Below are 22,150 nucleotides of genomic sequence, written 5' to 3' on the forward strand. Positions count from 1 at the left end.
CCGTTGGGGCGACCCGGAGCTGGTGGCGATCAAGCGCGGCGGCCCCGAGGCGCCCGGCGGCTCGGTGTCGAGCCGCCACGCACAGGGCGCACGCCGCATTGCCGAGGCCCAGGCGCGTTACCGGCGCGGCGAGATCATCGAAGGCTCGGCCAGCGACGACGAGGACGACGAGGCGACGGCTTGATCATCGGACTGAAGCGCCACGCTGTAGGATCGTCACGGCATTGCCGTAGGCATTCATCCCCTCGGCGCCCACCGGAGTGAGGATCTGGCCCGTTCCGTTGCCCGCGAATGTCGGCGCACTTTGACCGGAATACGCACCCACGACCGTCCCCCTCGTCGGCAAGCCGTACGCGGTATCCCCGTCCCGAGCCTCGGCGATACGCGCCGTGCTGTCGAGTCAGTCCGCTGGCCAGCATTATCGCTCCGTTCGCGAGGATTAGAGCGAAGGATATTTACATTAAGTAAACCGCTCTCGTTGTTGATTAGAGACCGGCTCTCGCAGACGTCGAGGCGGAAGACGCGATCGAAGCTGTCCAGGATCTTGTCGTATTCGGTCGTGACGGCACGCAACTCTTTGAGTGTCGGCCTGCGTTACCGGACACCGCGCGCTGAACATGTCGATGGCCGATCATGTTGCTCATCGCCGTCTCCTCAAGTCCGCGCGCGGGGGATGATTGCTTCACGTACGGTCAGGCGCGTCCTGGCGGGCTCCCGCGAGGGCGTGTTCCATCGCCTCGACGCCGCCGGGGCCGGCAAACTCCCGGCCCTTCCGATGGATCGCCGAGCGGTCGGCCGTCCCCCCGGCCGGCAAACCGGCAGGCCCTCACTGGCGACGAGGAGGCCGAGGACCGAGGCAGGTGGACTGGCGACCGGCGGGGAAAACGGGACGGTCGGGGGCGGGCGGCGATCGGTGATGTCGTGTCCTTCGCCCGCGGCCGTGATCCGGCGCCCTGGCTCGGCCTCGTCCCGTGTCGGGGCGCGACGGGCGGACGACCCCACCCCCTCGGTATACCAAAGCGCGGCAGCACGGATCTGCGCAGGATGCCGGACCAGGGTGCCGGAGCGGTGCCGATCCGGATCGGGGGCGCCCCGGGGGCGCGGTCAGTGCGGTTGGGAGGGTTCGAGCTTCCGCCGGTGTAATCCCAAACGAAAAACCCGCCGCGGCGTGAGCCGAGCGGGTTTGCGCATGTCCGTCTGGGCGGAGGGTTAGGCGTGGACGTCTCTCACGTGCGCGCGGTTCTCGACAATTATATCAACCTGGATCTTTCAACGAAAGAGCTTCTAATTCAGGGTAAGGCTCATAGGGTCCTTCACACGCCGGAACTATATCTAGTTCCCTCCGCATCGAAAGTCTGGTGCCAGAAGATGTTTCAAACGTTGTTGCATGGAGATCGACAGTTGCAGGTCCAAATATACCGACTGACGACACATGCACCTTCGCACAAATAATATTGTTTGCGTAGATGCTTTTTGAAGGAACACTAACTTGGGCATTCTTATAATACCTGTCGTTGCCGAGCAACGTCTTGGTACCAAAATTTTGGTGTACAGAAATAAGCTTAGCAAACATAATCTTCAAATCTTGCTTGCGGAAATTTTGTCGCTCAGCGGTCATTGGCTCGATTGGTCGGGCGCCACATCCTGCAACGCCAGTTGAGATCAGGGCTAAAATTACAAATTTCGGGACCATTGACGCCAAATCCGTATTCAAACTGGCCAGATCATATTGGGCCCTTGTGGTATCGTGGTTGCATTAGCGCAACGCATACGCATGATCGCTCCACCCCACGGAACGTTTCAGGATTTGCGTCAGTAGCGGCCTCCCTCGACCCTGCCGGATCGGCGCTTCGCCGTCGCGCGCGTCGCGAAACGGGCCGGGAACGACGTGGGAAACGAGTAGGAACGACCTGGACACAGTCCAGCGGCTTGGGTCGATTGTGCGTTAAGGCCATGTTAACCCTGAGCCGACGATCGTTCCGCCGAGTGACCAGGGGTCTGCCGACCCGATGAGGAGCCGATGGGCCGCACGATCCTCGCTTGTCGGCTCGCCGCTTCCTCTCTCGCCTGCGCCCTTGCGGGATCGCCGGTTCTGGCCCAGGAACCGCTGCTCCTGAGAATCAGGCCTCCGGACGCCGCTCCGGCCGAGATCGGCGCTGGCGGCGGAATGCCGTCGGCGGAGGAGGTGGCACGGGCCCGGGCCGCTCGCGAAGCGGTGTGGGAGCGGGCAGACCGCCGCGCCCGCATCGCGATCGCCTCCGTCTGCAGCGGCTGTCTGCAGCCGGAACGTCCGGCGCCGCGGCTCACTTCTCAACCACGCCCGGAAGACGCCATCGTCCGGGAGCAGACGACACCGCCCGAGCCGCCCGCCGCCGGCGACACGGCTCCGGCCGATATCCTCGCCCAGACCTCAACCAGCCAGACAGGTACTCCATGACCCAGTCGCACCCCACCAGCGGCGCCGAGCCGGATCCGGCCTGCCCGGTCTCCCTCGATCTCCTCGGGGCGGTCTATCGCGCCGAGCCCGAGGACCTGCCCGAGATCCTGGCCGAGATCCCTCCCACCACCCGCGCCAACCTCGCCGTCTACCTCTACGGCAAGAGCCACATGCATCAACTCGGCCTCTCGGTGGCCCGGGCCTGCGAGCGGGACGACCTCGTCCGGGTCGCCGGCGAGATCGGCTCGGTGGTCCACGGACAGGCGCAGATGAAGTCGGCGCGGCCAGCGGCTCCCAACCCCGCCGCCGCCCCGCCCCCCCGCAAGATCAGCCTCGGCGGCGGTTCGGCTCCGAAGAAGATCAGCCTCGGTGGATCGTCGGCGAAATCGCGCTCCTTCGATTGAGCGCCCGCCACTGCGCGCCCGTTCGCGAGATCGTGACGCGCGAGCGGCCTTTCGATCGAGCCGGCCCTTACCGCGAAGACGGACCGCGTGACATAAGCGCGGCCATTGCGCCCGGCGGCGTGGAGAGGACTGACATGTTCGGTGCGTGGTGGAAGCTCGGCATGGATGCGACCCTGCTTGCGATGGAATCGCAGCAGGTGATCGGCCTTCGCCTCGCCAAGCTGTCCCTCGGCGGGCCGGCCGCGCAGGTCGAGGCTCAACGCATGGTCAGCGAGAAGATCATGGCCGCCGGCGAGGCGGCCCTGCTGATGGCGACCGGAGGCTCGACCCAGAGCATGGTCACCGGATACCGCCGGAAGGTCCGCGCCAATGCCAGGCGGCTCTCGCGGGGCTGACACGGCCTCGCTGCGGCGCAGCATTAACCAGGGATTAACCAACCTCCGCTTCCATCGGGGCGACCACCCACGAGGAGAGCGCGGATGATCCCTTTCGAACAGCAGGTGCGTGAGCGCGCCTATTATATCTGGGAAGGCGAGGGCCGGGTCTTCGGCCGCGCCGAGGACCATTGGCTGATGGCCGAGGCCGAGCTGGTCTCGACGCGTGATCCGGCCCCGCACTACGTCCAGGCGGCGACCGCCGATCTGAGCCTGTCGCCGAGCCCGGCCAAGGTTCTGAAGCCCCGTGCCTCGCGCAGCGCCGCCGCCAAGGCCGTCGCAGAAAAGGCCGTCGCCGAGAAGGCCGTCGCCGCTCCGCGCAAGCCCAGGACGTCGGCGAAGTCGGCGGCGACCCAGTCGGCTTCCGCCAAGGTGGCCGCCCCCAAGGCGCCTGCCGCGAAGGCGCCCGCGACCAAGACGGCGGCAGCCAAGACGACCGCAGCCAAGGCGACCCCGGCCGCGCGGCCCCGCGCCGTGTCCAAGCCGCGCGCCACCGCTTCGATGGAGTCCGGCGCCACCGTCCACTGACGCCGAACCGCTCCGTTCAAGCCCGCCGCCCGTCATGGGCGGCGGGCTTCTTCATGCGCGAGACCCGGTCCCCGGACGCCGCCCCTCGATCCGCCACAGGCACAGGGCCACGACCATGGCCACGGCGAGCAGGAGGGCGTTGAACGCCGTCACGGCCGGCCAGGCCCCCGCCGTCCAGAACCATCCGCCGGCCGAGCCGAGGCAGCTCGAACCGAGGTAATAGGCGAGGAGGTACAGGGACGCCGCATGGCCCTTGGACCCGGCCGCCATCCGGCCGACCCAGCCGCTCGCTACCGAATGCGCCACGAAGAACCCGATCGTGACCGCCGCCACACCGGCGATCATGCCGGGAAGCGAGGGCAGCAGCGTGAGGGCGATGCCCGCCGCCATGATCAGAATCCCCGAGACGAGGACGGGGCCGCGGCCGAACCGGTCCGCCATCGAACCCGCCGTCGAGGAGGATACCACCCCGAACAGGAACACGGCGAAGACGAGGCTGATCTGGGCCTGGTCGAGGCCGTAGGGCGGGGCGCTCAGCCGGAACGTCAGGTAGTTGAAGGTCGCGACGAAGACGCCGAGCACGAGAAACCCGGTGGCGAAGAGCAGCGGCAGGCCGGGATTGCGCAGGTGCGAGGCCCAGGCTCCCACATGATGGGCCGCGTTGATGCCCGAGCGCCGGATGAAGTTGCGCGAGGGCGGCAGCAGCAGGATGAAGCCGACAGCCGCCAGGAGGTCGACGGCGCCGAGGGTGAACAGGGCGGTCCGCCAGGAGGCGAACTCGGTGAGGGCGCCCATGCCGAGCCGGCCCATCATCCCGCCGAAGGCCGTGCCGCCGACATAGAGGCCCATGGTCGCCCCGAGGGCACGCGGGTCGATCTCCTCGGCGAGGTAGGCCATGGCCACCGCCGGCACGCCGCCCAGCATGAAGCCCTCGGCGGCCCGTAGCGCCAGGATGGCGTACCAGCCCGGCACCAGGGCGCCGGCCATATGGAGGAGGGCGCCCCCGGCCATGGAGGCGAACATCAGGCCGCGACGGCCCAGAGCCTCGGAGACTGCGCCGGCGCACAGGATCGAGAAGGCCAGGAAGCCGGTGGTGAGCGACAGCGCCAGGGACGCCTCCGAGGCGCCGATCCCGAATTCCGAGGTGAAGTTCGGCAGGAGCGGCTGCACCGCATAGAGCAGCGAGAACGTGGAGAAACCCGCCAGGAACATGGCGAGGCTGGTGCGCCGATAGGCGGTGGTCCCCCGCTCCACGAAGGTGCCGGCGGGGCGCTCGCGCCCTGCGCGCTCCGACCCGGCGGTAACGGAGGCGGGGATGCCGAAAGCCGTCTCGGCGGCGGAGAAGCGGGTGGTCATGGCCTGTCTTTCAGGTGGGGACGGCCATGTCCTAGTCCTCGCCGAGCTATTGCACCTCAGCAATCGAGACGGAACAGTTATCGCGAACGGGCATAGGTGACATGGACATCTCGCAGCTGCGCACCCTGGTGCACGTCGCCGAACTCGGCAGCCTCAGCAAGGCGGCGGCGCGCCTGCGCATCGCGCAGCCGGCCCTGAGCCGGCAGGTCCGGCTGCTCGAGGACGAACTCGGCGTGCCGCTCTTTGCCCGTCACGGGCGCGGGATGGTCATTACCGAACAGGGCCAGGCAGCGCTGCGCCATGCAAAGCGCATCCTGGCCGAGGTGGAAGCCCTGAAGGCCGGCGTCACCGGTGCCGGTGCGTCCCTGACCGGACACGTCGCCATCGGCCTGCCGCCGACCATCGCGGACATGATCTCGGTTCCCCTGGCCGCGGCGTTCCGGGCGGCGCATCCGGGCGTGATGGTTCAGCTCGTGAGCGCCTATACCGGCTACCTGCTCGACGGGCTCCATCGCGGCGAGATTGACCTCGCGATCCTGTACGACCCGCGGGCGACCCGTTCGCTGCGCTCGCGGCCCCTGATGCGCGAGAGCCTGTTCCTGATCGGACCCGGCGGGGAGGGGCGGGAAGACGGCGCTCCCATGTCCGGCAAGCCCGTGCCGTTCGAGGCCCTGGCCGCCGAGCAGCTGCTGCTTCCGAGCGACCGCCACGGCCTGCGCATCATCCTCCAGCACTTCGCCACGGAGGCCGGGATCACCCTCGACGTGGCGATCGAGACGGACAGCTACACGGCCCTGAAGGACTTGGTGCGCCACGGCTACGGCTTGACCATCCTGCCGCTGGCCTCGATCCATGCCGACATCGAGGCCGGACGGCTCACGGCAAGGCCCATCGTCGACCCGGCGCCCACGCGCCGCCTCGTCCTGTCCTATCCGCCGGACCGGACACCCTCCCGCGCCGCCAGCTTCGCCGGCGATGCGGTGTTGGCGATCATGACCGATCACGTGGAACGCGGAATCTGGGTCGGGGAGATGCTGCGAGGGTAAGCAGGTTTCGCAAGAGCGGTCGCCGCTCTTGCGTCCTGGAACCTGCGACGCGTCAAAGCCTCAGCGAGGTGAAGCGTCGGCTTGCCGAGGCGAACTTGCCGAGGCGAACTTGCCGAGGGGATGCCGCCGGCGGGGAACGCCGCGGCAACCTTCGCCGTTATACGCTCACCACATCGACACGCCGATTCCCGGCCCATCCCTCCGAGGCCCGCATGAAGACCGCCCTGTCCGCCGTGTTCGCCGTGGCGATGATGGCCGCGCCCCTGGTCGCCGCTCCCTCGGCCGCCGAAGCCGGCGCGGGTCCGTACCGCGAGCGCCCGGTCGTGCGGGAGGTCGATTCCACCGGCGGCATCAGCGTGGGCGGTCGCGCGCCTTGGAACCAGGCCTGGGAATACGATTCGGGCAGCGACAACGACCGCCGGCCGGAACTGCCCTATTACCAGCAGGGACGTGGACAGCAGACCGGTGGGCCGGCGCGCAACCTGCTCCCCGATGACGGTCTGCAGATCGTCCCCCGCTGACGCGCCAGTCTGGAACCGCTCTGCAAGCCACACATGACACAAATGCGTCAGAGCCGGTCGTCGGCTATGAATAGTCGGCGAAAGGGACTGGCGGAGGCGGACGACTTCGCGTAGCCAACCGCCCGGGGAAAATGATCCCGAGCGACGGAACGCAGACCATGCCGCAGCAGGCCCAGTCGAGCTTCGATACTCAGCATCCTTACGAGCGGATGGCGCTCCAGGACGAGGTCGAGGCCGCCGTCCAGGACGGCACGACCCCGATCAGCCGGCTGCTTCGGCTGATGTTCGCGGTCGATGCGGACGCCACGGCCAACGAGAACCTGCGCCTGCGCCTGCGTGCGCGCATCGGCGCGCCGCGCAGCGTCTGATCGTCCGCCTATCGCCGCCGACGCGCGGTGCGCGGCTGCGAGCGGGTCATGCAAGCGGTATAGATCTGACGGCCGACGGCGTAGAGTCCGATCCCACCCGGGTCGGGGGTGACGAACACCTTCGCACGGGCCTCGTTGCGGCAGGCCGCGTCCTGAGGACTCTTGATCGGGGCCTCGGCCCTGGCCGGCAGCGCGATTCCCAATAATCCCACAGCGGCCATGCCGACGATCCAGCCCCGTCGACGCACCGCCGAACTCCCACCGCACGATCCGGCCGTCTCGCCCATCATTCCCGCCCCCCGTCGTTACGGCTGAGGTAGGGCGGATCGGCGGAAAAGCGCATCGGTATTTTCCACTGAATCGGCGCTCGGGCAGGAATCCCCGCTTACGGCCGAATCCAGAGGCAGGAGGCCTCCCCCGTCACCGTGAGGCATTCGAACGGGGCTCCGCCGATCATGGCGCGGTGCTCGGGCGCGCCGACGCGATCGTGGGCGATCCTGCGGCAACCGGAGTCAGCGGCGGGATCGGCCGACGCCGCGGCAGGGTCGGATTTCATCCCTCCCATCAGGACGCGCAGATGGACCAACGTATCGCAGCCGACGACATCGCGCGGCGCGGCATCGTCGGCGGCGGCCGCCTTCGTCGCCGCCATGATGAGCAGGATGGCGATTCCCCAACGAGTTTGCGGCATCACGGCGTGGCCTCCTCCGGCTCTGCTCCACCGGCGGGGATATAGGGCGCCCCCGGCGTCAGGGTCCGCGACCGATGAGCCCTCAGCGCTTGGCTTTGGCGGGAGGCGCCTTTTTGGCGGCGCGCGCAGGATCGGCCGGGACGACCGTTCCCGCGATGGTCCAGGAACAGATGCTGGTCCCGGTGACGCCGACGCAATCGTATTCGTTGCCGTTGAGCGCCGCGTGGTCGGTGATGGCATTGACCGTCTCGCGGCCGAGGAGGTTGCAGCTCAGGTGATCGGCCTTGGGATCCGCCAGGGTCGCCGCCGCGATCTTCGCGTCCCCGCCCGCTTGCCGCAGGAGAAGGCGCAGGTTGGCGAGCGACGGACAGCCGATCGCGGGCGCCGAGGTCGCTGCGGCGGCCGGGGGCGCGGGAGGCCTGGCCGGCTGCGCTTCGGCGGGCGGGAATCCGATCGCGGCCGTGAGGATCGCGGCTGTCGGAAGGTGGCGGTAAGACCCGCCGCTCATGCCGCGCGCCTCGCCTTGGCATAGCGCTTCACGGCCCGCTCCCGCCGAAGCCGCGACAGGCGCTCGATCCAGAAGATGCCGTCGAGCTGGTCGATCTCGTGCTGGAGGCAGGCCGCCTCGAACCCCTCCGCCTCGACCTCGTGCTCGGTCCCGTCGAGGTCGGCGTAGCGCAGGCGCACGGTCACCGCCCGCTCCACGACGTCCGAGACGCCGGGCATGGAGACGCTGCCCTCGGTCTGGGGTGCGGTCTCCTCCGACGCGAAGCTGATCTCCGGGTTGACGTAGACCGAAGCCGGCGTGCCCGGCTCCAGGCGCAGGGCCACCACGCGGGCGAGCCAACCCACATGCGGCCCGGCGAGCCCGATGGCGGAGACGCGGGAGAGGGCCTCCACCAGTTCCGCAGCATCCCGCCGCAGGGCGTCGTCGAACATGGTGACCGGCTCGGCCCGCAAGCGCAGCCGTGGATCGGGATAGAGAATCAGCGACTGGACCGGCACGGGGCAGGGCACCTCACGGAATGGGCCGTGGCGTGGATACGCGATCGCTCGGGCGGTGTCCAAGGCCGCCCTGCGGATCGGTCACGACCGGGGCGCCCCCCCGTTGGTCAGGGTTCGGCAAAGACCTCGCGCGCGACGGCGACGGCGTTGAGGGCCGAGGGAAATCCGGCATAGGGAATCATCTGCAGGATCGTCTCGATCAATTCCGTCTGGCTCACCCCCACACGCATGGCGGCCTTCATGTGGACTTTGAGCTGGGGGCGGGCATTGCCCATCGCGGTCAGCGCCGCCACCGTGGCGATCTCGCGGGTCTTCAGGTCGAGCCCCGGCCGCGCGAAGACGTCGCCGTAGGCGAACTCGACGATGTATCGCCCGAGATCGGGGGCGATGTCGTCGAGGCTTTGAATGACGGCCTCGCCATGCGGGCCGCTGACCTTTTCGAGCTGGGCCAGACCGCGAGCATAGCGATCTTCAGGCGCCTGTGCCCCTTCCTCGGCCGGGATCGGCAGTGCCGCCGCACCCGCCATGATCGTGCATCGATCCAGGGTCATCGACCATTCCTTCCATGTCTCGATAGTGAGTGATCTTGGCGTCGAGTGCCGCGATCAATCCGGCAATGTCCGTCTGCTTCTTGAGAAGGGTGGCCCGGTGCTCTTCGAGCATGTGCCGGCGCTCGCCCAAGGTCGTAGTCCCCATGGATCTCAGACGGCTATATTCGAGCCTCTTGCGCATCGGCATGTCCATGGCCTGAAGTTTCTGAAGAAACGAAGCCCAGACGAGGTCATCAATGCCATAATCTCTTCGTCCACCCCGGTCCCGCAATACTCGCGGCATGAGGCCGATACGCTCGTAATAGCGGATCGTATCGATGCTTAATCCGCTCTCTCTGGCAAAGTCGCTGATCCGCACGGCGCAACCTCCTCGGCGACCGGTTCTAGTTGTTGGAGCGCACTCCAGGTCAACAGGGAATCGTCAGCCGCTGGCGGGCGGTCTCCGGTGGCGGCGGCCACGGCGAGATCGAGGTCGGCGGGCCGGGGCACCGCCATGCCCGTGCCCGCCTCGCCTTCCGCTTCCGCGCTCCATGCCGTAAGGCCGCGGGACACATCTCAGGACACCGACGCGCGCATGATCCGCCTCGAGAAAATCGGCAAGCAGAACGGACGGCAGATCGTCTTCATCGAGGCGTCGGCCGCGCTCCAGAAGGGCGAGAAGGTCGGGCTCGTGGGGCCGAACGGGGCCGGCAAGACCACCCTGTTCCGGATGATCACCGGCGAGGAGGAGCCCGACGAGGGCCAGGTCGCCACCGACCGGGGCATCACCATCGGCTATTTCAGCCAGGATGTCGGCGAGATGGCCGGCTGCTCCGTGGTCTCCGCCGTGATGGACGGGGCCGGTCCGGTGAGCGTGGTCGCCACCGAACTGAAGCAGATCGAGGCCGGCCTCGCCGATCCCGACCGGATGGACGAGATGGACGCGCTGGTCGAGCGCTACGGCGAGGTCCAGGCCCGGTTCGAGGAGCTCGACGGCTACGCGCTGGAAGGCCGGGCCTACGAGGTGCTGGCGGGCCTGAGCTTTTCCCAGGAGATGATGGACGGCGACGTCGGCAAGCTCTCGGGCGGCTGGAAGATGCGCGTGGCGCTGGCCCGCATCCTCCTGATGAACCCGGACGTGATGCTCCTCGACGAGCCCTCCAACCATCTCGACCTCGAGAGCCTGATCTGGCTGGAGGCCTTCCTCAAGAATTACGAGGGCGCCCTGCTGATGACCTCGCACGACCGCGAGTTCATGAACCGCATCGTCTCCAAGGTCATCGAGATCGACGGCGGCACGCTGACCACCTATTCGGGCGACTACGGTTTCTACGAGCACCAGCGGGCCCTCAACGAGACGCACCAGCAGGCGCAGTTCGAGCGCCAGCAGGCGATGCTCGCCAAGGAGATCAAGTTCATCGAGCGGTTCAAGGCGCGCGCATCCCACGCCGCGCAGGTGCAGAGCCGCGTGAAGAAGCTCGACAAGATCGAGCGGGTGGAGCCCCCCAAGCGCCGGCAATCGGTGGCGTTCGAGTTCCAGCCGGCACCGCGCTCCGGCGACGACGTCGTCATCATCAAGAACGTGCACAAGCGCTACGGCAGCCGCACCATCTACGAGGGGCTCGACTTCTCCATCCGCCGCCGGGAGCGCTGGTGCGTGATGGGCATCAACGGCGCCGGCAAGTCGACCCTGCTCAAGCTCGTGACCGGCTCGACCCCGCCCGACGACGGCAGCATCGCGGTGGGGGGAAGCGTCAAGCTCGGCTACTTCGCCCAGCACGCCATGGACCTCCTCGACGGCGACCTCACCGTCTTCCAGGATCTGGAGCGCTCGTTCCCGCAGGCGGGGCAGGGGAGCTTGCGGGCGCTGGCCGGCTGCTTCGGCTTCTCGGGCGACGACGTGGAGAAGCGCTGCCGCGTACTCTCGGGCGGCGAGAAGGCCCGCCTCGTCATGGCCAAGATGCTGTTCGACCCGCCGAACTTCCTCGTCCTCGACGAGCCCACCAACCACCTCGACATGGGCACCAAGGAGATGCTCATCACGGCGCTCGCCAACTACGAGGGCACGATGCTGTTCGTGAGCCACGACCGGCACTTCCTCGCCGCCCTGTCGAACCGCGTCCTCGAACTCACCGCCGACGGCATCCATCAATATGGCGGCGGCTACACCGAATATGTCGCACGCACTGGCCAGGAAGCGCCGGGCTTGCGGAGCTGAGCGGCGGGTTTCTCCCTCTCCCCGCGGGCGGGCCGAGGGGATGAATGCCCATGAAAGCGCCGCGCACCCGATCACCCCAGGAGCCCCACCATGGATGCCAAGCTCGCCGACATCGTCAGGGCGGCGGCGGCGCAGGCCCGGCGCAAGGCCCGCGCGTTCGACGCATCGTCGTCGAAGGACGCGCTGCCCTGGGCCGTGGTCGAGGCCTTCGACGCCGAGGTGCGCGGCCATGTGGAGCGCGACCGGCGCATCGAGGAGGAGCGCGACCGGGTTCTCATCGCCGCGGTCAATTTCGCCGAGACCCCGCCGGACGAGGGGGAAGAGGTCGTCGAGGCGGCGCGCAACGCCCTGATCGACGCCATCGACTACCTCGAACAGGCCGTCCTGCGCTTCGGCATCGTCAACCGCCAGGGAGCCAGGCTCGGCTACGGCGAGGCGGGGCAGGCGGTGACGGCGAAGACCTGATGCGGGATCAGCCGAACCAGCCGGTGACCCAGTAGCATCCGGCCGCGATGAGGGCGGCGGCGGGCAGGGTCAGCACCCAGGCGACGACGATGTTGCCGGCGATGCCCCAGCGCACGGCCGATGTCCGGCGGGCGGCACCCACGCCGACGATGGCGCCGGTGATGGTGTGCGTGGTCGAGACCGGAACCCCGAGCCAGGTCGCCAGGAACAGGGTGATGGCGCCCCCGGTCTCGGCGCAGAAGCCCTGCATCGGATTGAGGCGAGTGATCTTCGAGCCCATCGTATGGACGATACGCCAGCCGCCGAATAGGGTGCCGAGCGCCATCGCCGACTGGCAGGCCAGGACCACCCAGAGCGGGACGTGGAAGCTGCTGCCGAGATGCCCCTGCGAGTAGAGCAGCACCGCGATGATCCCCATGGTCTTCTGGGCGTCGTTGCCGCCATGGCCGAGGGAATAGAGCGAGGCCGAGACGAATTGCAGGAGCCGGAAGCTCCGGTCGACTCCGAAGGGCGTGGCGCGCCGGCAGGCCCAGGACACGATCAGGACGAGGAGGAGGGCGAGCAGGAACCCCACGAGCGGCGAGAGCACGATGGCCGCGATCGTCTTCGACAGGCCGGACCAGACCACCACGTCGAGGCCGGCCTTGGTGACGCCCGCCCCGACGAGGCCGCCGACCAGGGCGTGCGAACTGCTCGACGGGATGCCGAGCACCCAGGTGGCGATGTTCCAGGCGATGGCGCCGACCAGGGCACTCAGGATCACGCGCGGATCGACGATCCCGGCATCGACGATCCCGGTCCCCAGGGTCTGTGCCACGTGAAGGCCGAAGAACAGAAACGCGATGAAGTTGAAGAACGCTGCCCACAGCACCGCATATTGCGGGCGCAGCACCCGGGTCGAGACGATGGTGGCGATGGAATTGGCCGCGTCGTGCAGGCCGTTGAGGAAGTCGAAGAACAGGGCGACGGCGATGAGGCCGGCCAGGGCCGGCAGCGCGAGGGAGGCGGCGTCCATGCCCGTCACACGTTCTCGATCACGATGCCGCTGATCTCGTTGGCGACGTCCTCGAACCGGTCGACCACATCCTCCAGGTGCCCGTAGATCTCGGCGCCGATGATGTAGGCCATGGTGTCGCCGTCGCCGCCATCCTTGCGATGGGCCTGGTAGAGGGCCTTGAGGCCGCGCTCCTGCAACTCGTCCGACCGCCCCTCGACGCGGGTGATCCGCTCGGTGAGGGTGTTGATCCGCGCCGCATGGGTCCCGACCGCGTTGAGAAGGGGGATCGTCTCGGCCGTGAGCCGCGCCGCCTCGATCACGGTGTCGCCCATCTCCCGCATGAGAGGCTCGAAGGAGCGGATCTCGTAGAGGGCGATGGTCTTCACCGTCTTGTTCATCTGGTCGATGGCATCGTCCATCGACTGGATCAGGTCCTTGATGTCGCCCCGGTCGAACGGGGTGATGAAGCTGCGACGGACCGCGAGCAGAACCTCGGCCGTGATCGCGTCGGCCTCATGTTCGCGGTCGACGATCGCCTGGCAGTAGCCGGGCACGGCGTCGCCGCCCTTCAGGACGCCCTGGAGCGCCTCCGCCCCCGCCACGAGGGTCTGGGAATGGCGCTCGAACAGGTCGAAGAAGCGATCCTCCCGCGGCATCAAGGCCCGAAACCAGCCCATCATTCGGCGCGCTCCTTCCCCATCGTGGCAGCCATTCCCCGTACCGGGCCGGAGGCTACCTCAGCCGTCGCTCCGCCCTAACCGTGCGGACGCTGCCGGACGGCAACGTCGTCGCGGCCGGTCTCGTGCCCGGCGAGCGTCCCGGACCTGTCAATATTCCCATTCGGCGCCCACCCCCACGGCGGTGCGGCCGTCGCTGCCGGCCTCGCCCTGGATCTTGATGCGGCGGGTCACGTCGTAATCCACCGTGGCGGCGGTATCCTGGGGCTTGGCGCCGGCCTTCACACCGACGCTGAGTCGGTCGCTGAGGTAGCGCGAGGCACCCAGCGCCGGACCGCCGCTGGCGCCGGTGGAGACGTCGAGGCTGTCGAGTCCGAGCCCCTTGCGCGCCTGTTCGAACACGTCCGGACCGCCGGCCCCGCCCGAGAGCTGCGACACCGCCTGAGCGAGTTGCAGTGCCTGGAACGGCGAGAGGCCGCCGGCCGCCTTCTTGAACAGCAGCCGCGACAGGACCTCGTCCTGCGGCAGGGACGGGTCGGAGGTGAGGACGAAGTCGGGCTGGTTGGCAGGGCCGGTCACGGCGACGCGGGCGGTGACCTCGGCGGCCTTGGTCTCCGCCTGGAAGTCGAGATCGGGGATCGCGAGTTCGCCGTTGAAGGCGAGGCGGCCACGGGTGAAATCGAGGCGCTGGCCGATGATGCTGAGGCGGCCCCGACGCATGGCGAAGTCGCCCACCGCCACCGGGTCGCGGGAGGTGCCGGTGAGACGCAGGTCGCCGCCGAGTTCCGCGTCGATGCCGCGCCCGCGTACGAAGATGCGGTTCGGCGCGTGGACGGCCACGTCCAGCGTCGCGTCGAAGGGCGGGGGCGCCTTCCTGCGCTTGCCCAATGCCGCGACCTTCGCCTTGCGGTCGGCCTTGGCATCGAGGCGCGCCCGCACGTCGGCGGGCGTATTGACCCGGCGCACGCCGGGCAGGGGCTGCACCGTGGCGGGCAGCCGATCGGGGACGGTCACGTCGACCGAGACGAGGTCGACCCGCCCCGACACTTTCGGCGTCCGCGCCAACGGACCGCTCAAGGCGAGGTTGAGGCTCGCGGTGGCGGTGACGATGGGGCTGGAGACGAGTTCGGCCCGCTCGGCGGTGATCTTGAACGTGCCGGGGAACCCGCCATTCGGATCCAGGGCCACACGGCCGCTGGCCTGGAGGCCGCCGCCGTTCCGGGTCTGCGCGGTGAGGCGCTCCACCACGAGGGTATCGCCGCGCCCGGTGACGCGGCCCTCGATCTGCTTGAGGGCAATGCCCTGGAGCGGATCGGTGAAGCTGCCGCCGGAAAGGGTGGCGCCCCCCTCGGCACGGGGCGCGTCGAGGGTGCCCGATACGCCTCCGTCGAGGGCGATGCGGCCGGCGACCCGCTGGCCGCCGACGCTGAGCAGGCTGTTGGCCATGGCCGCGTCGAGGGTGCCGCGCAGTTTCAGGGCGATGGGCCCGCCCGCCGAGACGGGCAGGAAGCCGGCGAGGGTCAGCTCGGCGCCGCGACCGGCCGAGACCCGCCCCTCGATTCCGGCTCGTCCGTCGCTCAGGGTGCCGCTGGCCTTGGCGTCGATGGGCGGGAGGCCGGCCTTGCGCGTCTCCGGCGTCACCAGTTTCGCCACCGACAGGGCATAGCGCCCTTCCGGCCGCGCCGCCGTGCCGCGGAGATCGGCGTCGCCGTCGAGGGTGCCGGTGAGGGCGAGGCTCGGCGAGGCGATGCGGGCGAGCGCCAGGGGCAGCGCCCGGATGCCGAGCTTCAGGTCGAGATTCGATCCGGCCCGTCCGGCGAGGCTGACCCGCCCGGTGCCGGCGGCGATGACGAGGCCGTCGATGACGGCCGAGCCCCGGTCGAGGGTGACGGTCGCCGGACCGGCCAGCGCCAGGCGGTCCTTGCCGCGTGACGCGGAAAAGCGCGACAGCTCGATCCGCGTGGCCTCGGCCGGAACCAGCCGGGCGGCACCGTCGAGGTCGAAGCCGCGCGCCTTGGCGGTAAGGGTGATGTCGCTGGCACTGGGCGATCCCACGGCCAGGAGGCGCACGGTGTCGATGGACTCGCCGGCGGCGATGACCCGGTCGGCATTGACCCGGCCATCCACGACGGGATGGGCGAGGAGATCGCGGCCGGTGAGGTCGGCGTCGAGTTGCGCGAGGCCGATCTCGCCCGAGCGCAGGGAGGCGCCCTTGGCCTTCACCGAAGCGTCCTGATGTCCTTCCTCGCGCGAGAGGGCGATGGTCGCGTCGAGGCTGCCGGCCAGCGGCGTGAGGGCGAGTGGCGACAGGTCGTCGAGATTGGCCGCCGAGAGCGTGACGCTGCCCTGCGTCAGGAGGGTCGCCGCATCGACGGCCGCCTTGCCGCCGAGGGTGGCGGAGCCGAGATTCACGGCGAGCCGGTCGAGGGACCAATCCGCGCCCGTGCGGGCGAGATGCACGTCGCCGCGCAGGGTCTTGCCGCCGATCTCGCCGCCGAGCGCCAGGGTTCCATCGAGCGCCCCGGTGAGGTCCTTGAGGGCCGCCGCCACGCGGACATCCCGGATCGGGCGGCCGAGGGCGCGTCCGTCGGCGGCGGTGAGGGTGGCGGTGAGATCCGGCTTCTCCAGGGTTCCGGAGAGGCGCCCGTCGAGAAGGGCGCGGCCGGCAAGGCGCGGATCGACGGCCGAGAGGCTCTTCACGTCCACCAGGAGCTTGGCGTCGGCGAGACGTGCCGTGGCCTTGCCGTCCAGCCGGGCCACCATGTCGGCGCCGTCGAGCTTCACGCCGTCGAAACTGTATCCGTCGAAGACCTGCGAGAGCCTGCCCGAGACATGCGGCTCGCGGCCGAGGAGCCGGTCGAGGGCCGGCAGGCCGAGGACGAGCCCCTGGGTCGTCGCATCCACATCGGCGGTCACCGCCTTGCGGGCGGGGTCGCCGCTCAGGGCGGCTTTCACGGCGACGCTGCCGGCCAGGGTCCGGTCGGCCACATCGGAGAAGGCGGAGAGGTCGGCGAGACCCGCCTTCAGCGTGCCGGTGAGCGTGTTCTGGCCGACGCGGCCGGCATAGGACAGCGTGGCGGTGGGCGCGTCGAGATCGAACGCCGCCACATCGACCACGCCGTCGGGCTGGAGCGTGCCGCGGAAAGTGAAGGCACCGCGCGATCCGACCGCACGGCGCAGGGCCGGGTCGGCGAGCCTCAACCCCTCCACATTGGCATCGGCACGGAGCGCGAAGCGGGTGGCATTGGGATCGCCGCCCGTGGGTTCCATGGCGAGGCTGGCGGCGACCCGCTCGAGGACGTTGCCGTCCGCCCGCAGGCCCGCCGCCTTGAGGTCGCCGTTCACCCGTGGCCGGGCGATCGGCCCCTTCACGGTCCCGTCGAAGACGAGGGTGTCGAGCTCGGCATTGGCCGCCTTGGTGACGCTGCCATCGGTGGGGACGGCGCGGGCGGAGATCGTGAAATCGGCGACCCGCTCCGGCGTGAGGCCGCCCGAGGCATCGAGGCGGGCGGTACGGGAGGCGAGGGCGAGGCGGTCGATGCCGAAGGCGCCGTTATCGGCAAAACGCAGGGCCCCGTCGAGCTTGGTGGTTCCGGAGAAGATCGCCGCCGCCGGGCCGGGCAGCAGCCCCTCGATCCGCGAGGACAGGTCGAGGGTGAGGGACCGGTCGGTGCCGGCGCGGGCGATGCGGGCCGTGCCCTTGGCGCCGAGATCGGGGCCGGCATCGAAATCCAGACGGGCGTTCCAGGCGTCGAGGGTGCCGCGTCCGTCGAGGTCGAGGTTGATCGGCGGCTCGCCGGGGAGGTTGGCGAACTTCGACAGCAGCCCGCCGGCGGCCTCCACCAGGGTGGTCTTCACCTCGAGCTTCTCGCCCTTGGGCACGAAGAGCAGGCGGGCGACGAACTGCCCGGTGGCATCAAGGCGGCGCACCGACAGGTCGAGGTCGAGCCCCTCGGCCGGGGCGCCGAGCTTGGCCTTTCCCTCGGCGGAGAGGCGGGCCGGCTGACCGGCGACGGTCTCGCCGAGGACGAGTTCGGCGAGCTTGAAGGCGGTGATCTCCACCTTCACGGGCAACTCGGGCAGCAGCGAGCCGTCGGGCTCCGGCGTCGCCGAGATCGGGGCGGGGAGGGGACGGCGCAGCACTTCGAGGCGACCGATCTCGAGGCTGTCCACCTGCAACCGGCCGGAGAGGAGGGCGAGGCGGCTCCAGACGAGGCGCGCCTTGTCGAGCTTCAGCCAGGCCCCGTTGCGATCGCTGATCACCACGTCGCGGATCGTGGCATTGGACGAGAGCGCCCCATCGACGGCGCCGATGGAGACCTGCGAGCCGGGGGTGGAGAGCGCCTTCGACAGGAGGCCGCCGAGGACGGTCTTCTCGCCGTCGTCGGCGCGCGGCAGGGCCGGCACCGCCACCAGAACGGTAAGACCGAAGACCGCCGCGATGGCGCGCGCTTTTCCTCCCCCCCTTGCGGGGGAGGGTGGCCCGCGAAGCGGGTCGGGAGAGGGCAGCGACGCATCCGGAAAGGTCGTCCCCTCTTCCGCCTGCTCCGCAGGCACCCTCCCCCGCAGAGGGAGGAGGGTCGGTGCGCGCCGACCGGAAGCCCGTGCGAAAGACCTCATCAGAACGACTGCCCCAGGCTGATGTACAGGGCCACGGGACGTTCGCGGTTCCCCTTGATGCGGTCGAGGGGGAACGCCACGTCGACGCGGATCGGGCCGATGCCGGTATAGTAGCGAAGGCCGAGGCCCGCCGCGTAGCGGATGCGCTCCTCGAAATCCGGCAGGCTGCCCTCGAAGGCGGTGCCGGCATCGAAGAACGGCACGATCCCGATCGTGTCGGTGATCTTCACGCGTGCCTCCACCGAGGCTTCGAGCAGGCTGCGCCCGCCCACGGGCAGGTTGAACGGCCCGCGCGGCCCCAGGGTCCGGTAGGGGAAGCCGCGCACCGAGCCGCCGCCGCCGGCGAAGAAGCGGATATTGGCCGGGATGTCCTCCAGGCTCGCGCCGGAGATCGAGCCGAAGCCGACGCGGCCGGCGAGGATGTAGCGGGCCTCGTCGTCGATGGCGTAATAGGTCGAGCCCTGCGCCTTGGCGACGAAGATCGACGGGTCCGAACCGAGGAACCCGGCATAGGGGGTCACCGAGGCGGTGGCCCGGAACCCCTGCGTCGGATCGAGCAGGTTGTCGGTGGAATCGTAGGCCACCGACAGCGGCACGCCGACGAGGCGGTAATCGACCTTGCCGAGGGCGTCCTGCGAGCGGCCGGCCTGACCGTCGATGCCGATCTGCGCGTAGAACGTGTCGGAGAACCGGTGCCGGATGCCGATCGTGCCGCCGGCCGCGTCCGAGACGTAGGATTGCTGGGCCTCGCGGCCCGCGAAGATGTTGGCGACCAGATCGTTGCGCGTGCCCCACAGGGCCGGCTTGACGAAAGTCGCCGAGATCCGGCCGCCCAGCCCGTTCGAATCGATCCCGGCGGCCTTGCGCTGCGCGGCGTAGAGGTCGTTGCCGAGATAGTAGATATCGGCGTCGAGCCGCAGGGTCTCGCCGCCGCCGAACAGGTTGCGGTTGGCGTAGTAGGCGCGGATGCCCGGGCCATCGACCGTGGAGAAGCGGGCCGCGACCCCGATCAGGTTACGGTCGCGCTCGGTCACGTCCACGAAGATCGGCAGGTTGCCCTGCGCGTCGAGGGCCTCGCCCTCGCGCACCCGGACGGAGCCCAGGGCTTCGACCTTGGCGACGGACCGGCGGATGTCGGCCACGGCCTTGGGCGAATAGGGATCGCCCGGCTCGCTGTAGATGAAGGAGCGTACCACGGCGGGGTCGATGCCGGTGGTGCCGCGCACGGCGACCTCGCCGAGCCCCGCGATGGGACCCGGATCGATGGTGAAGCGCACGTCCATGACATGGGCCGCATCGTCCACCACCGGATCGCGGGAGATCGCCTTGGCGAAGGGATGGCCCAGCGCCCGGAAGCGGTCGACGATCTTCGCCTCGCGGGCGAGCACGGTGGCCGAGCGGGCGGGGACGTCGTCGCCGACCCGGGTGAAACGCTCGGGCAGCACCTCGGACGGGAAATCGGCGCCGCGCGGATCGGAGGCCGCCACCGTGCGCAGCTTGTAGAGCGGGCCGGCATCGACGACGATCTTCACGGGCACCAGAGCCCGGTTCCGGCCGGCCTCGGCGGCCCGCGCCGCAGCCGCCACCGAGGCCTCGCCCGACAACTCGACCTCGTCGATGCGGATGGCGACCTTGCCCTGATAATAACCGTAGCCGGAGAGCACGTCGGAGAGGCGGCGAAGGTCCGCCTCCGCCCGCCGCACGATGCCCTCGCCATCGGGCGGCGCGTCCTGGCGCAAGCGATAAAGCGTCGAGGTGTCCTGCAGGGCCTGCAGGACGTCGTCGTCCTCGAGTCCCTGGAACTTGACCGAATAGGGCACCGCCTCGCGGCTCGGCGCCGGGGGCTCCTCCTCGGAACCGAACAGACCGAACAGATCGAAGGCGACGGCCGGGGAGCAGGCGAGGGCCGTCATCGACACGCCGCCGAGGACGGCCATGGCCACGCCGGCGCAGCCGTGTCTGATGCCCCTGCCCTTGGAAGTCCGCGTGCTCGACGTCACGAAGCGCGACCCGCCCGCGATCCCGACAGGCCCGCTCTCAGCATCCGCGACGGCGCAACCCCGAAGGTTCGTCCGTCCGCTTTCGACTCCGTCATCCCGCCCCCGCTTCGATGCCGGTCAACCTTCCGTGACGACCCCTCACCGGGTCGTTAAGGTCGTTCCTCGCCTCATGTCGCAGAGTGGCAAGCCTAGCCGTCGCACCCGGCGGGGGCAACCTCGGGCAGTGCCGCAGCCCGGCACGGACCGGCCGCGGAGGGGGAACGGCCCGTCATTCAGTCGGCTTGCTTTGCCGACGGAAATCGCAGGCTCCGTCGGGAACCCGGAACGGCCGGGAGCCTTGTCTGAGCATCGCAGGCACCCTAACTTTCACCTATCGGACCTTGTCTTCCACGATCCCCCGCCGGTTCATTCCGGGTCGCACGCCCAGCAGTCGCTGCAGAACTGCCGCGGGCCGTCGCTTCGATCCCACCGCATCTCCGAGACCCTGCGCCCTGTCGGCCGCGCGTAGCGTTACCGCGGCCCGAGAGGCCCCTCCACACACCATTCGAGACGAGGGCGCGACCCCTGCAATCGCGTCTCTCCCGACGGCGAGAAGGATATTTCCATGAGCACGGGCACCGTGAAGTGGTTCAACGAGACCAAGGGCTACGGCTTCATTCAACCGGATGACGGCGGCAAGGACGTGTTCGTCCATATCTCGGCCGTGGAGCGCGCCGGCATGCGCAACCTCATCGAGGGGCAGAAGCTCTCCTACGAGATCGAGAACGACCGCCGCACCGGCAAGCAATCCGCCGGCAATCTCCAGGCGGCCTGAGGCCGGTTCGAGCGGGGGCCGTCCGTGTGAGGCCTTTGTTCAACACATGCGTAGGAAGCCGCCCTGCCATGGGCGGCTTCTGTTGATTCCAGGCGAATCGTGAGGCATTGGGCTTTCCGATTCGATCCCGTCTCTCGATGATTCACAGCAAGGCTCAGCGCCGCGCGCTTCCGCTCGCGGAACGGGCCGAGACGCACCACCCGAGAAAGGTCAGATGAGCGCCTTCGACTACAGGAATTTCGACGACCGCCGTAAGAACTCCGCCAGCGCCAAGCAGATGCTGCTGGAAAAATTCAAGGCCCGTCCCCCGGCGGATGACCCGGACATGATTGCCAAGGCCCAGGCCCGCGCCGCGGTCGCCCGTGCCCGGGACGAAAGGGCTCGCGAACGCGAGGCCGCCCGCATCGCCGCCGAAAAGAAGGCCGCCGAGGAGAAGCGCGCTCGCGAAGAGGCGGAGCTCGCCGCCCAGATCGCCCGCGAAGAGGAAGAGGCGCGTCTCGCCGCCGAACGCAAGGCGATCGACCTCGCCGAGAAAAAGGCCCAGCGCGATGCGCGCTATGCCGCGCGCAAGGCCAAGGCCCGTCGCTGAAGGCCTGAATGGGCCGTCCCCCGCAGGGGAGGCCTCATCGTCATGACACCCGCAAGGGCTCGGATCGTGGTACCGGATCTCGCATCCGGTGCCCCGATCCGGGCCCTTTCGCGTCGTCGCCTCGGCTCACGCCGACGGCGAACGGGAGCGCTGGCGTCAGGCCTCGTTCTCGGCTTCGCCCTCGTCCTTCTCGGACGTCGTCTCGACCTCGCCCTTCGGCTCGGTATCCGCCTCGGGGCGGGGGCCGGCCTTGAACGAGCGACGCGGAGCGTTGCCGCGCTTCATCTGCGCCGGCTTCTCGATGGCGCCGAGACGCTCGGAGAGCTGCTTGGCCCGTTCGTTGAAATCGTTGGTGGTGCGCGACTGAGACGCACCACTCTTGAACGCATTCGCCACTTGGGCCTCATGGAGTTGCCCAGGGCACGGGTTCGTGCGGGGTTGGCCGTGTTC

General features: G+C 69.2%; 24 protein-coding genes and 2 pseudogenes. 13 read left to right on the top strand and 13 right to left on the bottom strand.

Annotated features, from left to right (window positions below; translation table 11 throughout):
- Nucleotides 1-184 (top strand): annotated as a pseudogene (locus tag MKK51_RS22140) (hypothetical protein); the annotation flags it as partial.
- A 719-nt stretch (nt 185-903) separates the two neighbouring features.
- Nucleotides 904-1,068, top strand: a pseudogene (locus tag MKK51_RS22145) (transposase); the annotation flags it as partial.
- Nucleotides 1,069-1,255: 187 nt separating this feature from the next.
- On the opposite strand, the gene MKK51_RS22150 reads toward MKK51_RS22145, so the two are convergent.
- On the bottom strand, nt 1,256-1,693 hold the full coding sequence (locus MKK51_RS22150; RefSeq protein ID WP_243980999.1) for a hypothetical protein: 438 nt from the start codon (nt 1,691-1,693) through the stop codon (nt 1,256-1,258).
- Between the two features lie 327 nt (nt 1,694-2,020).
- On the opposite strand from MKK51_RS22150, the gene MKK51_RS22155 reads away from it, so the two are divergent.
- The 4 genes from MKK51_RS22155 to MKK51_RS22170 all read left to right on the top strand — a co-directional run bounded on the left by MKK51_RS22155 (nt 2,021) and on the right by MKK51_RS22170 (nt 3,803).
- A complete protein-coding gene (locus tag MKK51_RS22155; protein WP_243981000.1) occupies nt 2,021-2,437 on the top strand; it encodes a hypothetical protein in 417 nt (138 codons plus the stop codon).
- Nucleotides 2,434-2,841: a hypothetical protein gene (locus MKK51_RS22160; protein WP_243981001.1), complete on the top strand. Its 408-nt coding sequence runs from the start codon at nt 2,434-2,436 to the stop codon at nt 2,839-2,841. The genes MKK51_RS22155 and MKK51_RS22160 overlap by 4 nt, the downstream gene beginning before the upstream one ends.
- Nucleotides 2,842-2,975: 134 nt before the next feature.
- Entirely contained in the window at nt 2,976-3,236 is a 261-nt protein-coding gene (locus tag MKK51_RS22165; RefSeq protein ID WP_243981002.1) for a hypothetical protein, read from the top strand.
- 84 nt (nt 3,237-3,320) lie between these two features.
- A complete protein-coding gene (locus MKK51_RS22170; protein ID WP_243981003.1) occupies nt 3,321-3,803 on the top strand; it encodes a DUF2934 domain-containing protein in 483 nt (160 codons plus the stop codon).
- Nucleotides 3,804-3,854: 51 nt separating this feature from the next.
- On the opposite strand, the gene MKK51_RS22175 is transcribed toward MKK51_RS22170, so the two are convergent.
- Complete coding sequence (locus MKK51_RS22175) at nt 3,855-5,159, bottom strand: MFS transporter (protein ID WP_243981004.1); 1,305 nt, start codon at nt 5,157-5,159, stop codon at nt 3,855-3,857.
- A 101-nt stretch (nt 5,160-5,260) separates the two neighbouring features.
- On the opposite strand from MKK51_RS22175, the gene MKK51_RS22180 reads away from it, so the two are divergent.
- From MKK51_RS22180 to MKK51_RS22190, 3 genes are all read left to right on the top strand, one after another.
- Nucleotides 5,261-6,205: a LysR substrate-binding domain-containing protein gene (locus MKK51_RS22180; RefSeq protein ID WP_243981005.1), complete on the top strand. Its 945-nt coding sequence runs from the start codon at nt 5,261-5,263 to the stop codon at nt 6,203-6,205.
- Nucleotides 6,206-6,417: 212 nt separating this feature from the next.
- The gene (locus MKK51_RS22185; protein WP_243981007.1) at nt 6,418-6,726 is read left to right on the top strand and encodes a hypothetical protein; all 309 of its coding nucleotides are present in this window, start codon (nt 6,418-6,420) and stop codon (nt 6,724-6,726) included.
- 131 nt (nt 6,727-6,857) lie between these two features.
- Complete coding sequence (locus MKK51_RS22190; protein ID WP_243981009.1) at nt 6,858-7,094, top strand: hypothetical protein; 237 nt, start codon at nt 6,858-6,860, stop codon at nt 7,092-7,094.
- 8 nt (nt 7,095-7,102) lie between these two features.
- On the opposite strand, the gene MKK51_RS22195 is transcribed toward MKK51_RS22190, so the two are convergent.
- From MKK51_RS22195 to MKK51_RS22220, 6 genes are all read right to left on the bottom strand, one after another.
- Nucleotides 7,103-7,342: a hypothetical protein gene (locus MKK51_RS22195; protein WP_243981011.1), complete on the bottom strand. Its 240-nt coding sequence runs from the start codon at nt 7,340-7,342 to the stop codon at nt 7,103-7,105.
- Nucleotides 7,343-7,479: 137 nt separating this feature from the next.
- Nucleotides 7,480-7,785, bottom strand: a complete 306-nt coding sequence (locus tag MKK51_RS22200; RefSeq protein WP_243981012.1) for a hypothetical protein — start codon at nt 7,783-7,785, stop codon at nt 7,480-7,482.
- 82 nt (nt 7,786-7,867) lie between these two features.
- On the bottom strand, nt 7,868-8,293 hold the full coding sequence (locus MKK51_RS22205) for a hypothetical protein (protein WP_243981014.1): 426 nt from the start codon (nt 8,291-8,293) through the stop codon (nt 7,868-7,870).
- Nucleotides 8,290-8,790: a peptide deformylase gene (locus MKK51_RS22210; protein WP_243981016.1), complete on the bottom strand. Its 501-nt coding sequence runs from the start codon at nt 8,788-8,790 to the stop codon at nt 8,290-8,292. Before MKK51_RS22210 ends, MKK51_RS22205 begins: the two co-directional genes overlap by 4 nt.
- Before the next feature lie 107 nt (nt 8,791-8,897).
- Entirely contained in the window at nt 8,898-9,341 is a 444-nt protein-coding gene (locus MKK51_RS22215) for a carboxymuconolactone decarboxylase family protein (RefSeq protein WP_243981017.1), read from the bottom strand.
- Nucleotides 9,262-9,699, bottom strand: a complete 438-nt coding sequence (locus MKK51_RS22220) for a MerR family transcriptional regulator (RefSeq protein WP_243981019.1) — start codon at nt 9,697-9,699, stop codon at nt 9,262-9,264. Before MKK51_RS22220 ends, MKK51_RS22215 begins: the two co-directional genes overlap by 80 nt.
- A gap of 216 nt (nt 9,700-9,915) precedes the next feature.
- On the opposite strand from MKK51_RS22220, the gene MKK51_RS22225 reads away from it, so the two are divergent.
- Both MKK51_RS22225 and MKK51_RS22230 read left to right on the top strand, forming a co-directional pair.
- The gene (locus MKK51_RS22225; RefSeq protein WP_243981021.1) at nt 9,916-11,538 is read left to right on the top strand and encodes an ABC-F family ATP-binding cassette domain-containing protein; all 1,623 of its coding nucleotides are present in this window, start codon (nt 9,916-9,918) and stop codon (nt 11,536-11,538) included.
- Nucleotides 11,539-11,628: 90 nt separating this feature from the next.
- The gene (locus MKK51_RS22230; protein ID WP_243981023.1) at nt 11,629-12,003 is read left to right on the top strand and encodes a hypothetical protein; all 375 of its coding nucleotides are present in this window, start codon (nt 11,629-11,631) and stop codon (nt 12,001-12,003) included.
- Between the two features lie 7 nt (nt 12,004-12,010).
- On the opposite strand, the gene MKK51_RS22235 is transcribed toward MKK51_RS22230, so the two are convergent.
- The 4 genes from MKK51_RS22235 to MKK51_RS22250 all read right to left on the bottom strand — a co-directional run bounded on the left by MKK51_RS22235 (nt 12,011) and on the right by MKK51_RS22250 (nt 20,234).
- On the bottom strand, nt 12,011-13,018 hold the full coding sequence (locus tag MKK51_RS22235; protein WP_243981024.1) for an inorganic phosphate transporter: 1,008 nt from the start codon (nt 13,016-13,018) through the stop codon (nt 12,011-12,013).
- Between the two features lie 5 nt (nt 13,019-13,023).
- Entirely contained in the window at nt 13,024-13,680 is a 657-nt protein-coding gene (locus MKK51_RS22240) for a DUF47 domain-containing protein (protein WP_243981027.1), read from the bottom strand.
- A 147-nt stretch (nt 13,681-13,827) separates the two neighbouring features.
- Nucleotides 13,828-18,120 (bottom strand): translocation/assembly module TamB domain-containing protein, encoded by a 4,293-nt coding sequence (locus MKK51_RS22245; RefSeq protein WP_243981427.1) that lies wholly within the window; start codon nt 18,118-18,120, stop codon nt 13,828-13,830.
- 176 nt (nt 18,121-18,296) lie between these two features.
- On the bottom strand, nt 18,297-20,234 hold the full coding sequence (locus MKK51_RS22250; RefSeq protein WP_243981429.1) for an autotransporter assembly complex protein TamA: 1,938 nt from the start codon (nt 20,232-20,234) through the stop codon (nt 18,297-18,299).
- Between the two features lie 667 nt (nt 20,235-20,901).
- Here MKK51_RS22250 and MKK51_RS22255 point away from each other — a divergent pair.
- Complete coding sequence (locus MKK51_RS22255; protein WP_018043862.1) at nt 20,902-21,111, top strand: cold-shock protein; 210 nt, start codon at nt 20,902-20,904, stop codon at nt 21,109-21,111.
- Nucleotides 21,112-21,325: 214 nt separating this feature from the next.
- The gene (locus MKK51_RS22260; RefSeq protein ID WP_027173301.1) at nt 21,326-21,700 is read left to right on the top strand and encodes a DUF6481 family protein; all 375 of its coding nucleotides are present in this window, start codon (nt 21,326-21,328) and stop codon (nt 21,698-21,700) included.
- A gap of 156 nt (nt 21,701-21,856) precedes the next feature.
- On the opposite strand, the gene MKK51_RS22265 is transcribed toward MKK51_RS22260, so the two are convergent.
- The gene (locus MKK51_RS22265; RefSeq protein WP_018043860.1) at nt 21,857-22,096 is read right to left on the bottom strand and encodes a hypothetical protein; all 240 of its coding nucleotides are present in this window, start codon (nt 22,094-22,096) and stop codon (nt 21,857-21,859) included.
- Nucleotides 22,097-22,150 lie beyond the last annotated feature (54 nt).

The sequence above is a fragment of the Methylobacterium sp. E-045 genome (assembly GCF_022829685.1).
Lineage (GTDB): Bacteria > Pseudomonadota > Alphaproteobacteria > Rhizobiales > Beijerinckiaceae > Methylobacterium.

Excerpts from the sequence above, each read along its gene's own strand:
- MKK51_RS22185 (WP_243981007.1), top strand. The coding sequence starts at position 6,418 with ATGAAGACCGCCCTGTCCGCCGTGTTCGCCGTGGCGATGATGGCCGCG.
- MKK51_RS22255 (WP_018043862.1), top strand. The coding sequence starts at position 20,902 with ATGAGCACGGGCACCGTGAAGTGGTTCAACGAGACCAAGGGCTACGGC.
- MKK51_RS22150 (WP_243980999.1), bottom strand. The coding sequence starts at position 1,693 with ATGGTCCCGAAATTTGTAATTTTAGCCCTGATCTCAACTGGCGTTGCA.
- MKK51_RS22205 (WP_243981014.1), bottom strand. The coding sequence starts at position 8,293 with ATGAGCGGCGGGTCTTACCGCCACCTTCCGACAGCCGCGATCCTCACG.
- MKK51_RS22160 (WP_243981001.1), top strand. The coding sequence starts at position 2,434 with ATGACCCAGTCGCACCCCACCAGCGGCGCCGAGCCGGATCCGGCCTGC.
- MKK51_RS22180 (WP_243981005.1), top strand. The coding sequence starts at position 5,261 with ATGGACATCTCGCAGCTGCGCACCCTGGTGCACGTCGCCGAACTCGGC.
- MKK51_RS22165 (WP_243981002.1), top strand. The coding sequence starts at position 2,976 with ATGTTCGGTGCGTGGTGGAAGCTCGGCATGGATGCGACCCTGCTTGCG.
- MKK51_RS22250 (WP_243981429.1), bottom strand. The coding sequence starts at position 20,234 with ATGGCCGTCCTCGGCGGCGTGTCGATGACGGCCCTCGCCTGCTCCCCG.
- MKK51_RS22215 (WP_243981017.1), bottom strand. The coding sequence starts at position 9,341 with ATGACCCTGGATCGATGCACGATCATGGCGGGTGCGGCGGCACTGCCG.
- MKK51_RS22175 (WP_243981004.1), bottom strand. The coding sequence starts at position 5,159 with ATGACCACCCGCTTCTCCGCCGCCGAGACGGCTTTCGGCATCCCCGCC.
- MKK51_RS22170 (WP_243981003.1), top strand. The coding sequence starts at position 3,321 with ATGATCCCTTTCGAACAGCAGGTGCGTGAGCGCGCCTATTATATCTGG.
- MKK51_RS22235 (WP_243981024.1), bottom strand. The coding sequence starts at position 13,018 with ATGGACGCCGCCTCCCTCGCGCTGCCGGCCCTGGCCGGCCTCATCGCC.
- MKK51_RS22155 (WP_243981000.1), top strand. The coding sequence starts at position 2,021 with ATGGGCCGCACGATCCTCGCTTGTCGGCTCGCCGCTTCCTCTCTCGCC.
- MKK51_RS22240 (WP_243981027.1), bottom strand. The coding sequence starts at position 13,680 with ATGATGGGCTGGTTTCGGGCCTTGATGCCGCGGGAGGATCGCTTCTTC.
- MKK51_RS22230 (WP_243981023.1), top strand. The coding sequence starts at position 11,629 with ATGGATGCCAAGCTCGCCGACATCGTCAGGGCGGCGGCGGCGCAGGCC.
- MKK51_RS22190 (WP_243981009.1), top strand. The coding sequence starts at position 6,858 with ATGATCCCGAGCGACGGAACGCAGACCATGCCGCAGCAGGCCCAGTCG.
- MKK51_RS22225 (WP_243981021.1), top strand. The coding sequence starts at position 9,916 with ATGATCCGCCTCGAGAAAATCGGCAAGCAGAACGGACGGCAGATCGTC.
- MKK51_RS22200 (WP_243981012.1), bottom strand. The coding sequence starts at position 7,785 with ATGCCGCAAACTCGTTGGGGAATCGCCATCCTGCTCATCATGGCGGCG.
- MKK51_RS22260 (WP_027173301.1), top strand. The coding sequence starts at position 21,326 with ATGAGCGCCTTCGACTACAGGAATTTCGACGACCGCCGTAAGAACTCC.